The 14,159-nt window shown below is 65.5% G+C and carries 15 protein-coding genes; 10 read left to right on the plus strand and 5 right to left on the minus strand.

The features are described from left to right. Positions 1 to 31: 31 nt before the first annotated feature. Complete coding sequence (gene lptG, locus Q8M13_RS13125; RefSeq protein ID WP_305300407.1) at positions 32 to 1,135, minus strand: LPS export ABC transporter permease LptG; 1,104 nt, start codon at positions 1,133 to 1,135, stop codon at positions 32 to 34. Then, a complete protein-coding gene (lptF, locus tag Q8M13_RS13130; protein ID WP_305300408.1) occupies positions 1,132 to 2,277 on the minus strand; it encodes an LPS export ABC transporter permease LptF in 1,146 nt (381 codons plus the stop codon). Before lptF ends, lptG begins: the two co-directional genes overlap by 4 nt. Positions 2,278 to 2,463: 186 nt before the next feature. On the opposite strand from lptF, the gene Q8M13_RS13135 reads away from it, so the two are divergent. The 4 genes from Q8M13_RS13135 (at position 2,464) to Q8M13_RS13150 (ending at position 5,504) form a co-directional block, all read left to right on the plus strand. Continuing rightward, on the plus strand, positions 2,464 to 3,945 hold the full coding sequence (locus Q8M13_RS13135; RefSeq protein WP_305300409.1) for a leucyl aminopeptidase: 1,482 nt from the start codon (positions 2,464 to 2,466) through the stop codon (positions 3,943 to 3,945). 85 nt (positions 3,946 to 4,030) lie between these two features. Further along, positions 4,031 to 4,732: a hypothetical protein gene (locus tag Q8M13_RS13140; RefSeq protein ID WP_305300410.1), complete on the plus strand. Its 702-nt coding sequence runs from the start codon at positions 4,031 to 4,033 to the stop codon at positions 4,730 to 4,732. Beyond that, positions 4,729 to 5,187 carry a DNA polymerase III subunit chi gene (locus Q8M13_RS13145; RefSeq protein ID WP_305300411.1) on the plus strand — a complete coding sequence of 153 codons (459 nt, stop codon included), beginning with the start codon at positions 4,729 to 4,731 and terminating at the stop codon, positions 5,185 to 5,187. Before Q8M13_RS13140 ends, Q8M13_RS13145 begins: the two co-directional genes overlap by 4 nt. After that, positions 5,184 to 5,504, plus strand: a complete 321-nt coding sequence (locus Q8M13_RS13150) for a peptidase inhibitor I78 (RefSeq protein ID WP_305300412.1) — start codon at positions 5,184 to 5,186, stop codon at positions 5,502 to 5,504. The genes Q8M13_RS13145 and Q8M13_RS13150 overlap by 4 nt, the downstream gene beginning before the upstream one ends. Before the next feature lie 353 nt (positions 5,505 to 5,857). Here the strand turns inward: Q8M13_RS13150 and Q8M13_RS13155 are convergent, their stop codons facing one another. Both Q8M13_RS13155 and Q8M13_RS13160 read right to left on the minus strand, forming a co-directional pair. Continuing rightward, on the minus strand, positions 5,858 to 6,670 hold the full coding sequence (locus Q8M13_RS13155) for a potassium channel family protein (protein WP_305300413.1): 813 nt from the start codon (positions 6,668 to 6,670) through the stop codon (positions 5,858 to 5,860). Positions 6,671 to 6,714: 44 nt separating this feature from the next. Next, on the minus strand, positions 6,715 to 8,598 hold the full coding sequence (locus tag Q8M13_RS13160) for an ABC-F family ATP-binding cassette domain-containing protein (RefSeq protein WP_305300414.1): 1,884 nt from the start codon (positions 8,596 to 8,598) through the stop codon (positions 6,715 to 6,717). Positions 8,599 to 8,748: 150 nt separating this feature from the next. On the opposite strand from Q8M13_RS13160, the gene ndk reads away from it, so the two are divergent. Then, positions 8,749 to 9,168, plus strand: coding sequence for a nucleoside-diphosphate kinase (gene ndk, locus Q8M13_RS13165; protein ID WP_305300415.1), 420 nt, complete (start codon positions 8,749 to 8,751; stop codon positions 9,166 to 9,168). 56 nt (positions 9,169 to 9,224) lie between these two features. Then, positions 9,225 to 9,590: a hypothetical protein gene (locus Q8M13_RS13170; protein WP_305300417.1), complete on the plus strand. Its 366-nt coding sequence runs from the start codon at positions 9,225 to 9,227 to the stop codon at positions 9,588 to 9,590. On the opposite strand, the gene Q8M13_RS13175 is transcribed toward Q8M13_RS13170, so the two are convergent. Continuing rightward, complete coding sequence (locus Q8M13_RS13175; protein WP_305300418.1) at positions 9,587 to 9,790, minus strand: hypothetical protein; 204 nt, start codon at positions 9,788 to 9,790, stop codon at positions 9,587 to 9,589. The two genes, Q8M13_RS13170 and Q8M13_RS13175, sit on opposite strands and share 4 nt — an antisense overlap. A 218-nt stretch (positions 9,791 to 10,008) precedes the next feature. Here Q8M13_RS13175 and Q8M13_RS13180 point away from each other — a divergent pair, with 218 nt between their 5' ends. From Q8M13_RS13180 to Q8M13_RS13195, 4 genes are all read left to right on the plus strand, one after another. Beyond that, positions 10,009 to 10,857 (plus strand): acyl-CoA thioester hydrolase/BAAT C-terminal domain-containing protein, encoded by an 849-nt coding sequence (locus Q8M13_RS13180; RefSeq protein WP_305300419.1) that lies wholly within the window; start codon positions 10,009 to 10,011, stop codon positions 10,855 to 10,857. 77 nt (positions 10,858 to 10,934) lie between these two features. Continuing rightward, positions 10,935 to 12,092 carry an acyl-CoA dehydrogenase family protein gene (locus Q8M13_RS13185; RefSeq protein ID WP_305300420.1) on the plus strand — a complete coding sequence of 386 codons (1,158 nt, stop codon included), beginning with the start codon at positions 10,935 to 10,937 and terminating at the stop codon, positions 12,090 to 12,092. Between the two features lie 8 nt (positions 12,093 to 12,100). After that, positions 12,101 to 13,321 carry a CoA transferase gene (locus Q8M13_RS13190; protein ID WP_305300421.1) on the plus strand — a complete coding sequence of 407 codons (1,221 nt, stop codon included), beginning with the start codon at positions 12,101 to 12,103 and terminating at the stop codon, positions 13,319 to 13,321. After that, positions 13,318 to 14,097 carry an enoyl-CoA hydratase/isomerase family protein gene (locus Q8M13_RS13195; protein ID WP_305300422.1) on the plus strand — a complete coding sequence of 260 codons (780 nt, stop codon included), beginning with the start codon at positions 13,318 to 13,320 and terminating at the stop codon, positions 14,095 to 14,097. The genes Q8M13_RS13190 and Q8M13_RS13195 overlap by 4 nt, the downstream gene beginning before the upstream one ends. Positions 14,098 to 14,159: the final 62 nt, after the last annotated feature.

Below are 14,159 nucleotides of genomic sequence, written 5' to 3' on the forward strand. Positions count from 1 at the left end.
AAGCCGATGCATAGCCGGGTCAGCCGGCGATTCAACCGTCTTCGGTGTAACAGAGCAGTGCAAGCCCCGACAGCAGGGCGACGACAGGTGGCGCCCAGGCCGCAGCGAACAACGGAATGATGTCGGCGTTGGCCAAGGCGCCGGAGAACTCGTTGAAGAAGAAGACGACGAAACCAAGGCCAACGCCAGCCCCAGCCAGGCCAGCCAATCCGCCCAGTCGGGCCAGTCGCAATGAGAACGCCGCGGCGAGAATCAACATCGCGGCGAAGAGGATGGGCGTGGCCAGCAATTGCTGAAAACGCAGCCGGTAGCCGTTGGCCGAAAAACCTGCCTGCTCGGTCAGGCGTATGGCGTCCGGCAGGCGCCAGAACGACACCGACTCCGGTGCGGCGAACCGCTCCATGGCCGACTCAGCGTCCAGGGTGGAGCGAATGGAGAGTGATTCTGAGCGAACTGAGCTTTCCCCGGCCGCGGCCTCGCGCACATCGGTCAGCTTCCAATAGCCGGGATAGAGTTGGGCCTCGGCCGCTTCCAGCCGACGTTTGAACTCCGGAATGCCCTGCTTGTTCTTCTGGTAGACGAACAGCGAGACGCCCGTCAGCCGCACGCGGCCCTGGGTGGTGTCGCGCTGCTTGGCGTGGATGACCATCTGGGTGCGATCATCGCCCTGGCGCAGCCAGACCTCTTTGGGCGCGTCGGTGAGATAGTTCTCCATCAGGTTCGCGCGGTCGGATTCGTACCGGGCGCTGAAGGCCGCGGCGAGCGGGTTGAGCAGGGTGACCGTCAGGACGCCGATCGCGAACGCTGCGGCGGCCGACGGCAGGATGAACCGCCACGCCGATATGCCGGCCGCTCGCATCGCCACCAGCTCCGAGCGCCGATTGAGGCCGACATACGCCCCCATGCCCCCGAACAGGAAGACGAACGGCAGCAGCAGCACGACGATCGAGGGGGTCTGCAGCAAGGTCAGGATGAAGAGCTGGGCGACGCCGACATCGGCTCGCACCGCGACCTCGCGCGAGAGGTTCACGAAGGACACCAGGATGATCACCGCGGCGATCACGGCCAGGGCGGCGCCTACGCTGGCCAAAGTCCGGCCCATGACATAGCGCTCGAGCTTGCCGGCCCCGATCATGCGGTCGCCCCGGACGCGCGGCTGATGCGGTGCGGTTTGAGGCGCATGTCGATGAACCGCGTGACCTTCTGGCGGAAGATGCTGCGGAGGGCCAGGTAGGTCGCCAGGACAGGCACGGCGTACTGAAGGAGGTTCAGCCAGGCGGCCTCCTCGGCGGCGGCCTGGACCACGAAGCCCAGGATCCGGACGCCGACGGCGATGGCGCTCATGATGGCGATCCGCCGGCCATAGCCGGTGCGGCTGAACCCGCCGCCAATGATGGCGGTCAGGGCCATGGCCATCAGCGCGATATTGTACAGCGGACTGGCGATCCGACTGTGACCTTCAGCCAGCAGTTTCAGGTAGTTGCGCTTTTCCCAATCCTGGGTGAGGTCCGGAAACAGCAGCTCGTGCAGATAGCGGTCCGAGGGCTTGTAGTGGATCATCTGCTCGGACGTCATGAACGGCGACAGATCGTAGGGATAGTCGTCGAAGGTGAGGAAGTTCAGCACGTCGGCTTCACTGAACTCCTGCATCGAGCCCTTGTGCATAACCAGCACCGCGCGATCGCCGCGCTTTTCCAGCCGCCCCTCGTCGGCGGTGTAGGTCGTGGCCGAACTGCCGCTCTTTTCGTGATGGATGAACAGGTTGTGGATCAGGCCGGTGGCGTCGACCGACTGTGCGTAGACCGTCAAGCCAGGCGCCGGGTTGGTGAACTCGCCCTCGCGGATGAGCGTCGAGGCGAGGTCTGTTCGGACGCTGAACAGCGTCTGGCGCATCTCGCGCGCCGCCATCGGCTGGATCCAAAGGTTCACGGCCAGGGCGATGATGGTGATGTAACCGGCCAGCCTGAGGGCCGGGGAAATCACTCGCCATCGGCTCATGCCGCCCGCGAAGCAAACCACGATCTCCTGCTCGGTGTGGAGACGGTTCATAGCCACGAGCGCGGCGACGAACACCGCGATCGGCAGCACCATGTTGAGCAACTGCGGCATGGCCAGCAGCGTCACCTTGGCGAAGACGAGCGCGCTCTGCCGCTGGCTGACAATGATGTCGAGCGCCGAAAGGCTCTGGCTAAGCAGTGCGACAGCCGTCAGCGCCGCCGTGGCCAGCACGGTCGGTCCCAAGAGCTGGCGAAACAGATAGCGGTCGATCAGGTGCATGCGGATTTTTTAGGATTCACCCAGGGATTTTTCGCGCCCCGAACGTGAACCTGCTCTAAATCATGCGTCGCTGCGTCACACAACCGCCGCTCGCGCGGCTGGACAAATCGAAACTGGGCCGAATTCGCGGGCAGGTTCGATCCTTGTTGGAGCGCGGCCCCTGTTTTGTCTGGAGTTCGAGAGACCATGGAGATCGAATTCGTTGCGGCTGGCGCCGCGCTTGGCGAGAAAACCGTTCTGGCCTTGGTTGTCTTCGAGGGCGACCTGCTGTCAGGCGCCGCAGGCCAACTTGACGCGCAGACCGGCGGCGCGCTGGAGCGCGCCATCGCCGCCGCCCGCTTCAACGGCGGCAAGGGGCAGGTTCTGGACGTGCTGGGCGCCGGCGGTGAAGCCGCGCGGGTCCTGCTGGTTGGAGCGGGCAAGGCTGAGGGCTTCGACGATGTCGGCGCTGAGCACGCCGCGGCCTCGGCCTATGGCGCGGTGAAGTCTTCGGGACTGACGACGTTGCGAGTGGTGTTGCCGTCCGCCGAACATGGCCTGGCCGCTCGCGCCGCACTTGGCGTGCGACTGGCCTCGTATCGTTTCGACCGCTATCGCACCAAGGAGCCGGCGGAGAAGAAGCCCTCGATCGTCAAGACCCAGGTGGCGACCGGCGACGACGGCGCGGCGCGGACCGCCTTCGCGCCGCTCGCGGCCCTCGCCGATGCGATCGCCTTTTCGCGTGATCTGGTCTCCGAGCCGCCAAACGTCCTCTATCCGGAAGAGTTCGCCCGTCGCGTGAAGGCGCTCGAGAAGCTGGGCCTCGAGGTCGAGATCCTCGGCGAGGCCGAGATGGCGAAGCTTGGCATGGGCTCGCTCCTGGGCGTCGGTCAGGGCAGCGTCCGCGAGAGCCAACTGGCGATCATGAAGTGGAATGGCGCGGCTGATCCCAAGGCCCAGCCCATCGCCTTCGTCGGCAAGGGCGTCTGCTTCGACACCGGCGGCATCTCGATCAAGCCGGCCGACGGCATGGAAGACATGAAGTGGGACATGGGCGGCGCAGGCGCTGTCGCCGGCCTCATGCACGTGCTGGCCGGCCGCAAGGCTAAGGTCAACGCCATCGGCATCCTGGGCCTGGTCGAGAACATGCCCGACGGCAACGCCCAGCGACCTGGCGACGTGGTCACCTCGATGTCGGGCCAGACCATCGAGATCATCAACACCGACGCCGAGGGCCGCCTAGTGCTGGCCGACGCCATCTGGTACTGCCAGGACCGCTTCAAGCCGAAGTTCATGGTCGATTTGGCGACCCTGACGGGCGCGATCATCATCAGCCTCGGCAACGACTATGCCGGCCTGTTCTCGAACAATGATGAGTTGTCGGGCAACCTGCTGGCGGCTTCGGGCGTCGAGGGCGAGCCCCTCTGGCGCATGCCGCTGCCGGCGCAGTACGACAAGAACATCGACTCGATGATCGCCGACATGAAGAACACGGGCGGCCGTCCGGGTGGTTCGATCACCGCGGCCCTGTTCATTCAGCGGTTCGTGAACAAGGTGCCGTGGGCGCACCTGGATATTGCTTCGACCGCTTGGAAGAAGCCGTCCTCGGTTCCGACCATCCCAGACGGCGCCACCGGCTTTGGCGTGCGTCTGCTGAACCGCATGGTTCAGGACAAGTACGAAGGCTAGGCGAACTTGCCCCTCCCCAGACGGGAGGGGCGGATCGCACGATTCAACGCCTGTTCCTCCTGACGTGGGGGAGGGATAAGGGGCCATGCGCTTTGTACTGCTTCACAGCCCGCTGACGGGTCCGTCGGTCTGGACTCCGGTCGCCATCGAACTGGCCCGTCGCGGAATAGACGCGACGCGGCCCGTGATCCCGCCGCTGGGCGAGATCGACGCTCCGCTCTACGCCAATGTCGGTCACGCGGTCGCGGCCCAGTTCCTGGGGCAGGGCGGTCCCTTCGTGCTGGCGGTTCACTCGGGAGCTGGCGGCATCGCGCCCGCCGTGGTGGCGGCCGCGGCCGGGCAGATCAAGGCGGTGCTCTACGTAGACGCCATTCCCCCCCATCCTGGCCGTAATTGGTTTGAAACCGCCTCCGACGCCCTTGGGGACAGCCTGAAGGCCAAGGCCGTGGGCGGTATGGTTCCGGCGTGGGACGAGTGGTTTCCGCCCGACGCTCTCGCAAGCCTGACGCCGGAAGGCGCCCTGCGTGAAGCCATCCTCACCGAGCTAGCCCCCACGCCGCTAGCGTGGCTTGAAGAGGCCGCGCCGGACATCGACTTGCCGTCGGACGTGGGCTGGGGTTTCCTGCGGTTGAGCAAGGCGTATGAGCGTGAGGCGGGGGAAGCCAGACGCCTGGGTTGGCCGACCTTGCGGCGCGACCTGCATCATCTGGCGATGACCACCCATCCGGAGGAAGTGACAGCGGGCATGTTGGCGCTGACGCGATTGTTGGGATTGAAGGCCGCATGAGCGAGGCGCCTTGCGAGGTCTGGTTCTATCACCTGGAACGCTCGGACCTGGACGATGTCCTGCCTGAGCTCTTGGAACGCACCCTTTCGCGTGGCTGGAAAGCCGTCGTGAGGGCGCGTCAAGACCAACGTATTGAGCACCTTGATGGCCGGCTCTGGACCTATCGCGACGACAGCTTCTTGCCGCATGCGCCCGACAGCGAGCCGAGCGCAGCGCGCCAGCCAATCCTGCTGACCACGGGGTTCGACAACCCAAACGGCGCCGACGCCCTATTCCTGGTTGATGGCGCCGATCCGGGAGAGCTTGCCGGATACACCCGATGCGTGGTGCTCTTCGATGGTCGCGACGAGGCTCAGCTCGCTGTCGCACGCAGCCAATGGAGCGCCGTCAAGGCCAAGGGGCATCCGGCCTCCTACTGGAGGCAGCAGGCCCGAGGATGGGAGAAACAGGCATGAAGAAGATCCTGATGTTGGGAGCGGCGCTTATCGCGCTGTCGGGTTGCGTCAGCGAGCCGCCAGCTCCGCCGCCCGCGCCGCCTCCGCCACGTCCTGCCCCCCCGCCGCCGCCCGCCGATGCGAACGACAAATGCGGCGCCGCTGAGGCGCAGCGTTTTGTCGGTCGTCCGCGTAGCGAAATCCCGGTGCCTGTACGGCCCGAAAAGCAGCGCGTGCTCTGCACGACCTGCATGGCGACCATGGACTTCCGTGAAGACCGGCTGAACTTCTTCTACGACGCCGACACCGGCGTCGTGAAAAGGGTCACCTGCGGTTAGAGGCCGTGAGGCCGAAGGCGCGGCGAACCGCGCCTTCGGTCGTCCGCGTCAGGCGACGCCTTCGAAGCGAAGCATGTCGATGATCGTGAAGTCGTCGCCTTGTCTCGACGGGGCAATGGTCGGCAGGCTGGCTTGCCATTCCGGCTCTTGCGCAAGGTAAGAGCTGCGGTCGCCCTCGATGAGGCCAAGGAAGACCTCGGTGACTATGCGCCCGCCGACCGGGGATTGGCCTTCGCGAGCCGAATGGCTATTTCCGTTTGCGGAAGATGTGGCGCAAGGCGGCGATCGCCGCCGGGGCGAGCAGCACCAGAACTAGCAGTAGATAGACGAGGCGGGCTTCTTCGGGCATGGCGTCAGTGCTCGTCGTCGTTGGGGATGTTCAGCAGTTCCCCGCAGGCCTTGCAGTGGACAGCGTCGACGTCATGCCTCTGCAACCCGCAGGTCGGGCAGGGAAAGCGCACCTTGTAGGGGCGGAACAGCGCCTGGGCGAGGCGGACGAAAAGGGTGATCCCGGTCAACATGGTGACGATGGAGATCACTCGGCCCCAGGTTCCAGGCAGGGTGATGTCGCCAAACCCTGTTGTCGTCAGGGTGGCGATCGTGAAGTAGAGGGCGTCGATATAGCCGTCGATGCCGTCCGTCCGGGCGAAGCTCGTATAGACGAAGCCGGTCACCACGAAGATGAAGGTGATCAGGGTCGCCGAGGCGCGGACGACGTCTTCCCAGCGCGTCTCGTCATAGCGACGGCCGATGGTTCGCCAGAAGAACTCGGAGTGAACCAGGCTCCATAAGCGAAGCACCCGCAGGAAGGCCAGATTGAAGAGCCAGAAGGGGAAAAGCAGCGTCACCAGGACGAACAGGTCGATCCAGGTGACCGGCCGCTTCAGCCATTCGCCGAACCTGTCGGAGGCATAGGCCCGCGCGGTGAGATCGACCGCCAGGATAAAGGCCATCGTGTAGTCGATGAACAGGAATGCTGGGGTGTCGCGGAGCAGCGGCGAAGCGATGAAGAAAGCGATCATCACCAGGTCGATCGTGATGACCGTCAGGCGAAAGCGCACCGACTTCGCCGAATGGCCGAAGTACAGCTCGTGCAGCCGCGCCCTGATGCGAGGTGCGCGGCGCCGTCTGCCGGGGTCGGGAAGCGACTCTGCGTCGGTGGCCATGGCGCCACTGTAGTTACCCCTCCCCACGAAGGGGAGGGAGAAGGTTAGGCGTCGACCTTTACGGCCTCGTAGGCTTCCACCGCGTCCAGCCATTCCTGCTCGGCCTTCTCGAGGGCGACCTGGGCCTGCTCACGCTTGCGGCCAAGTTCGGCGGCCTTGGCGGGATCCTCGCTGAACACCTTAGGATCGGTCAGGGCCTTATCGAGTTCGGTGACGGCGGCTGTGGCGCGGGCGAGCGCGGCCTCAGCCGACTCGGCGCGGCGGCGAGCCGTTCCGGTCGGGACCTTCGTCTTGGGTGGCGGCGGCGGTTTGGGAACCTCGACCGGCTCGGCGGCCCGAACCTGGGTCGGGGCCTTGCCGGCCTGTTTGGCGCGGTCGATGACGAACTTGGCGTAGTCGTCCATATCGCCATCGAAGGGCGCGATGGTCCCGTCGCTGGCCAGCCAGAGGCGATCGGCGACCAGTTCCATCAAGGAGCGGTCGTGGGTGATCAGGATGACAGCGCCCTCATACTCGTTCAGCGCGTCCAGCAGGGCGCGGCGAGAGTCGATGTCGAGGTGGTTGGTCGGTTCGTCGAGAATCAGCAGGTGCGGGGCTTCGAGCGCCACAAGGTTCAGCAGTAGGCGGGCGCGTTCGCCGCCGGACAGGCTGTCGACCGTGGTCTCCACCTTCTGGTGTCCCAGGCCGTACTGGGCCAGGCGCGCGCGGCGACTGGCCTCGGAGGCCTCCGGCATCACCGTGCGGATGATGTCGAGCGGTGTGTCCTTCGGATTCAGGGCTTCGATCTGGTGCTGGTGGAACCAGCCGACCTTCAGCCGAGCTGAGCGGGTGAATTCGCCCGATTGCGGCTTCAGCGCGCCGGCGACCAGCTTGGCGAAGGTTGACTTGCCGGCCCCGTTGACGCCCAGCAGACCGATCCGGTCGTCGAGGTCGAGGCGTAGGTTAAGATGCTTGAGGATCGGCGTCTCGTCGTAACCGGCCGATACGCCTTCAAGGCGCAGCAGCGGCGGGGCCAGGGGGCGTTCCGGCGAGGGCAGGATGAAGGGCGCGACGTGCTCGGCGACCACCGAGGAAACCGGCGGCAGCTTCTGCAGCATCTTCAGGCGCGACTGGGCTTGGGTGGCCTTGGACGCCTTGGCGCGGAAGCGATCGACGAAGGCCTGGAGGTGGGCGCGCTGGGCGTCGACCTTGGCTTTGTTGGCTTCCTGCAGGCGGGCCTTTTCCTCACGCTGGCGCTCGAAGCTGTCGTAACCGCCGGTGTAGATTGTCAGCTTGCCGTCGGCGAGATGCAGGATGTGGTCGCAGCTATTGTTCAGGATTTCGCGGTCGTGGCTGATGATGACCGCGGTGTGCGGATACTTTTTCAGCCGGCTTTCCAGCCAAAGCGCGCCTTCGAGGTCGAGATAGTTGGTCGGTTCGTCGAGCAGCAGCAGGTCGGGCTCGGCGAACAGCGCGGCTGCCAGGGCGACCCGCATCCGCCAACCGCCGGAGAACTCGGCCATCGGACGCGAAAGGTCAGCGTTGGAGAAGCCTAGGCCTGAGAGGATTTCCGAGGCGCGTGACGGCGCACGGTCAGCGCCGATCTCATAAAGCCGAGCGTAGATTTCGCCCAGGTGCTCGGGATCTGCGGTTTCGAGCTCGTTGGTCAGGCGCTCGCGCTCTTCGTCGGCGGCCAAGACAGTATCGAGCAGCGAAATCGGCGTCGCCGGGTGCTCCTGGTCGACCGAGGCGATGCGCGCGTTCTTCGGATAGCCGATCTCGCCGTCACCGGCGTGAAGCTGGTCAAGGATCAGTTTGAACAGCGTGGACTTGCCCACGCCGTTGCGGCCGACGAGGCCCACGTGGGCGCCCACAGGAATGCTCACGGTCGCGTGGTCAAAAAACCGGCGGCCCCAGGCGTCGAAGGTCAGATCATTGATTTGCAGCATGGCGAGCGCGGGGGCTTATCAGAGGCGGGCCCCTGAGGGAATGCGTCCATTATTCCGCCCTGCTTGGCGATGTCACATCAGACCGCTATAAGCCCGCCACCCGCGCGGGGCTCCGCGCCTCCCCAACAATACAAAGACAAGTCAAAGACAATGACCGAACGCACCTTCTCGATCATCAAGCCGGACGCCACGAAGCGTAACCTCACGGGCAAGATCAACGCGGTGATCGAAGACGCCGGCCTGCGCATCGTGGCCCAGCGCCGCATCCAGATGACGGAAGCCCAGGCCAAGAAGTTCTACGAAGTCCACGCCGAGCGCCCGTTCTACGGCGAGCTGGTCGAAACCATGACCTCGGCGCCCGTCGTCGTGCAGGTCCTGGAAGGCGAAGGCGCCGTGGCGAAGTACCGTGAAGTCATGGGCGCCACGAACCCTGAACAAGCCGCCGAAGGCACGATCCGCAAGCTGTTCGCCCTGAACGTCGGCGAAAACTCGGTCCACGGTTCGGATAGCCAAGACAACGCCAAGCTGGAAATCGCCCAGTTCTTCACTGACGATCAAATCGTCGGCTAAGACGGCGGGGAACGGTGGAGCTCGTTCTGCGTTGATCTAGCGCGGAACGAGCCCAAGTGGTCCCTCCAGAGACCGGCCGCACCAGTCAGGCCCCGTTCGGCAAAGAGCCGGGCGGGGCCTGCTTGTTTTTAAGGAGCGGCACCATCCGTAAGGCACCCCCTATCGTCACCGCCGGCGCGGGCGACCTCAAGTTCACCGGGCACGAGCTGCAGGTAGACTACGAGATCACCGGCCAGATGCGTACCTTGGCATCGGCCCACGTTCCTCTGCGGGGCCTGCTGCGCACCGCGCCTGATGTGGCCGAAGCGTTATTTCGCGCCGGAGAAGCGGCCTTGACCCTGGACGACGGCCGGGGCTGTCGGATCCGGATGCTCGGCTACACGAGCGGCAGCGACACCGCCTACTTTGAAATCAGAATTTAGCGGGGCCGTGTGATCTGCGTCGGACGCAGATGTGGCGAGTAGAGGCGGTCGTAGGCGCCGGCGTCCTTCAGGTGCAGAGCCGCGTCCAGCAGGCGAGCGCCACGCAGTCCGTTCGGCGGCGGCTCGGCCGACAAGGCCGCCCACAGGCTCTCGGCTTCCCGGTGAAGACGCTCGTTGCGTTCCATGTTCTTCCCATCCATGCCGGTCGAACCATCCAGACGGCCTGAAGTTCCGTCCAAGTAAGGTTGATAAGAGGTAAGAAATTGTAACCTCGCCGTGCGGTTGTGGTGATTGCAGTCGCGCGAGTAGTCTCGATGCTTGTGTGTTGAGTTCACAAATAGCGGGCCGACACATCGTTTGATCGCTGGGCTACGCGCGACGCATCCTGTCCCTGATTTGAGCAGCAGGGCTTCAGTTCATGAGCGAGATCATCACCCTTGCGGGCGAGGTCCAGGGCGTTTTGGCGCTCCCCAGAATGGCGTCTGGGGTAGGGGTCTTGATCCTGACCGGTTCCAGCGGCCGTGTTGATTTGGATAGAGCGCGTCTCTTCGCCGATCGCGGCGCGGTCGCCCTGGCGCAGCGCTGGTGGGGCGGGGAGGGGCAGGCGCCCGGGATCAACCTCATTCCGCTAGAGGTCTTCCTGAAGGGTGTCGATCGACTAAGGGCGGAAGGCTGCAACAGGATCGCGGTCCTGGGCACATCGAGGGGCGCCGAGGCGGCGCTGCTGACCGCGGTACGGGATCCTCGCATCGAGATCGCGATCGCCATCAGTCCGTCTCATGTCGTCTGGCAGGACTTCGGCCCTGGGTTGGACGGCGTCTACTGGCCGCCGCGCTCGGCCTTCACTTGGGAGGGGCGCACCCTCCCGTGCATCATCTACGATCCGAGGGTCTGGCCGGCGGTCGGCGCCCCGCAGATCTATCGACCGACCTTCGAGAAGAGCCTGCAGACCTTCGCCGAGGACGTTCCGGCCGCCAGCATTCCGGTCGCGGAGGCGCGGGCGGAGATCATTCTGGTCGCCGGTGCGGGCGATTTGCTTTGGCCCTCGGATACCTCCGCTCACCATATCGCCGAGCGGCTGAAACGGCATGGAAAGGCCGTGACGGTCATCGAGCATCCGCACGCCGGCCACAGCCCTGTGTTCCCAGGCGAACCCCGACCGCCGGAGCCGGCGGCGCGAGCCTGGGGTGGGACGCAGGAGGCCGACCGTGAGTTGGGCGCCGCGGCCTGGGCGGAGATCACCTCGCGGCTGGGGCTGCCCGCCTGACGCTACGACATGGGTTCCACCGCTGGGGCCATATGCGCTAGCTGAGTGGCGGCGCGGCGCCGCGGCGGAGGATCGTGGTGGACGTCAGTGAGAGCTTTCCGGAGATCCGTGACGCCGTACGAAAGCTCTGCGCCCAGTTCCCTGGCGAATATTGGCGAGCGCTGGATCGCGACCGCATCTATCCGACTGAGTTTGTACAGGCGCTGACCCAGGCGGGGTTCCTGTCGGTGCTGATCCCCGAGGCCTATGGCGGTTCGGGACTCGGATTGGCGGCCGCGACGGCGGTGCTGGAGGAGATCCACCGCTCGGGCTGCAACGGCGGCGCCTGTCACGCCCAGATGTACACGATGGGCACGATCCTGCGGCACGGCAGCGAGGCGCAGAAGGAAGCCTATCTGCCGAAGATCGCCACCGGCGAGCTGCGCATGCAGGCGTTCGGCGTCACCGAGCCCACGGCAGGGACCGACACTACCCGGATCTCGACCTTCGCCCGCCGCGAGAGCGACCACTATGTGGTTAGCGGCCAGAAGCTCTGGATCAGCCGGGCCGAACATTCTGACCTGATGGTGCTGCTGTGCCGCACGACGGCGCGCGAGGATGCGGCCAAGCCTTCCGACGGCATGAGCGTACTGATCGTCGATCTGCGCGAGGCAGTCGGAAATGGGCTGACCATCCGCCCGGTACGGACCATGCTGAACCATGCCACCACCGAACTGTTCTTCGATGAATTGAAGGTCCCAGTCGCCAATCTGATCGGCCAGGAGGGCAAGGGTTTCCGCTACATCCTCGACGGGATGAACGCTGAGCGAATCCTGATCGCTTCTGAATGTATCGGCGACGGCAAGTTCTTCATCGACCGGGCCAGCGGCTACGCCAAGGAGCGCGAGGTGTTCGGCCGGCCGATCGGCCAGAACCAGGGCGTCCAGTTCCCCATCGCCCGAGCCCACGTGCAACTGACCGCCGCCTCGCTGATGGTCGACAAGGCCTCGGCCATGTTCGACGGCGATATCCCCTGCGGCACAGAGGCCAATATGGCCAAGATGCTGGCTTCCGAGGCGTCGTGGTTCGCCGCAGACATGGCGGTGCAGACCCATGGCGGGTTCGGGTTCGCTGAGGACTACGACATCGAGCGCAAGTTCCGGGAGACGCGGCTCTATCAGGTGGCGCCGATCTCCACGAACCTGATCCTCAGCCACGTGGCGACCCACGTGCTGGGTATGCCGAAGAGCTTCTAGGGGGACGAATGTACGACCTTCTCAAAGGCCTGCGCGTTGTCGAGGGATCGGCCTTCGTGGCCGGTCCGACCTGCGGCCTGTATCTCGCCCAGCTTGGGGCCGAGGTGATCCGGTTCGACAATATCGGCGGTGGGCCCGACTTCGGGCGCTGGCCGCTGACGCCGGGCGGTGACAGCCTCTATTGGGAGGGTCTGAATAAGTCCAAGAAATCGGTCGCGCTCGACCTCGGCCGGCCCGAGGGGCGCGAACTGGCCGCTCGGCTGGCGGCGGCGCCGGGCGAAGAGGGCGGGATATTCGTCACCAATTTCCCGGTCGAGGGGTTCCTGTCCTACGAGAAGCTCAGCGCGTTGCGGCCGGATCTGATTTGCGCGCGTGTGATGGGCTGGGCCGATGGCGGGCCGGCCGTGGACTACACCGTCAACAGCGCCATCGGCGTGCCGATGATGAACGGTCATCCTGACGACCCACGCCCGGTGAACAACGTGGTGCCGACTTGGGACCTGCTGACCGGCGCCTACGCCGCCTTCGCCCTGGTTTCGGCGCTGCATGCCCGCAGCAGGGACGGCAAGGGGCGCGAGATCCGCATTCCGCTGTCGGACATCGCCGGATCGACCATGGCCAATCTCGGCTATCTGGCAGAGAGCCTGGCGGGACCCGACCGGCCGCGGATGGGTAACGACCTCTATGGCGCCTTTGGCCGCGATTTCACGCTGAAGGGCGGCCAGCAGATCATGTTGGTGGCGATCACGCCCCGCCAGTGGAAGGGGCTGCTGGCGGTGCTGGAGATCGAAGCTCCGGTCGCGGCCTTGGAGGCTGAACTCGGCTTGAGCTTTGCGAGCGACGAGGGGCTACGTTTCGATCATCGCGGGCGGCTGTTCCCGATCTTCGAGGCCGCGTTCGCCCGCAAGACCCTGGATGAGCTGAAGCCCTCCTTCGAGGCGACCGGGGTGTGCTGGGGACCGTACCAGCCGATGAGCCAGGCGGCGGAAGATCCCCGGCTGATCAAAGGCAATCCGGTGTTCAGCGACGTGGCGCACCCCAGCGGCCGAACCTATCCCGCCGCCGGCTTCGCGGGGACCATTCCGCAGGACGTTCGCGCGCCGGCGAGGGCCGCGTCGAAGCTGGGGCAGCATACCGACGAGGTCTTGGCGCAAGTGCTGGGGCTGTCCTCGGGTGAAATCGCGCGATTGCATGACGCCGGCGTGGTCGCCGGACCGGAGGGACGATGACCAGCACGATCGAACTGAGCGAACCTTCGCCGGGCGTCCGGGTGGTGACCTTGTCGCGACCGGAAGCGGCCAACGCGTTGAACACCGCCATGGGTGAGGAACTGCTGGCGTTGTGGACAGCGCTGGCCGCCGATCCGACCATCCGGGTAGTGGTCCTGACCGGCGCGGGCCGTTTCTTCTGTGCTGGAGCGGACCTGAAGGAACGCGATGGCATGAGCGATCAGGCCTGGTCTGATCAGCATGTGATGTTCGAGGCGATGATCCGCGCCCAGCTGGCCTGCCCGTTCCCGATCATTGCGGCGGTGAACGGCGCGGCCATGGGCGGTGGGGCCGAGATGGCCTTGGCCTGCGACTTCGCCTGGGTCGCTGACACCGCCAAGATGGGCCTGCCCGAGGTAGGCCTTGGCATCATTCCGGGCCTGGGCGGCACCCAGTTCGTTACGCGGGCGGCCGGCGAGCGGCGCGCCGCCGAACTGCTGATGTCGGGCTTGCCGGTCGATGCCGCCCAAGCGTTGGAGTTTGGCCTGGTGAACCGGGTGGTTCCGGCCGCTGAGCTGATGACGCAGGTGCTGCAGCGCGCCGAGGTGATCGCCAGCAAGGCGCCGTTGTCGGTGAAGGCGCTGAAGGCCGTAGTTCGCGGTGGGGCGGCTCTCCCGCTCGATCAGGCGATGGAGCTTGAGTTGTCAGAGTACAATCGCCTGTTCCGCACAGCCGATCGCCGCGAAGGCGTGGCGGCGTTCAATCAGAAACGGGCGGCGGTGTTTAAGGGTAGTTAGATCCTCCCCCGCTGCGGGAGGTGGCTCGCCGCGTCGCGGCGAGACGGAGGGGGCGGCGACCC

It is taken from the genome of Phenylobacterium sp., from assembly GCF_030681155.1.
Classification (GTDB): Bacteria; Pseudomonadota; Alphaproteobacteria; order Caulobacterales; family Caulobacteraceae; genus Phenylobacterium.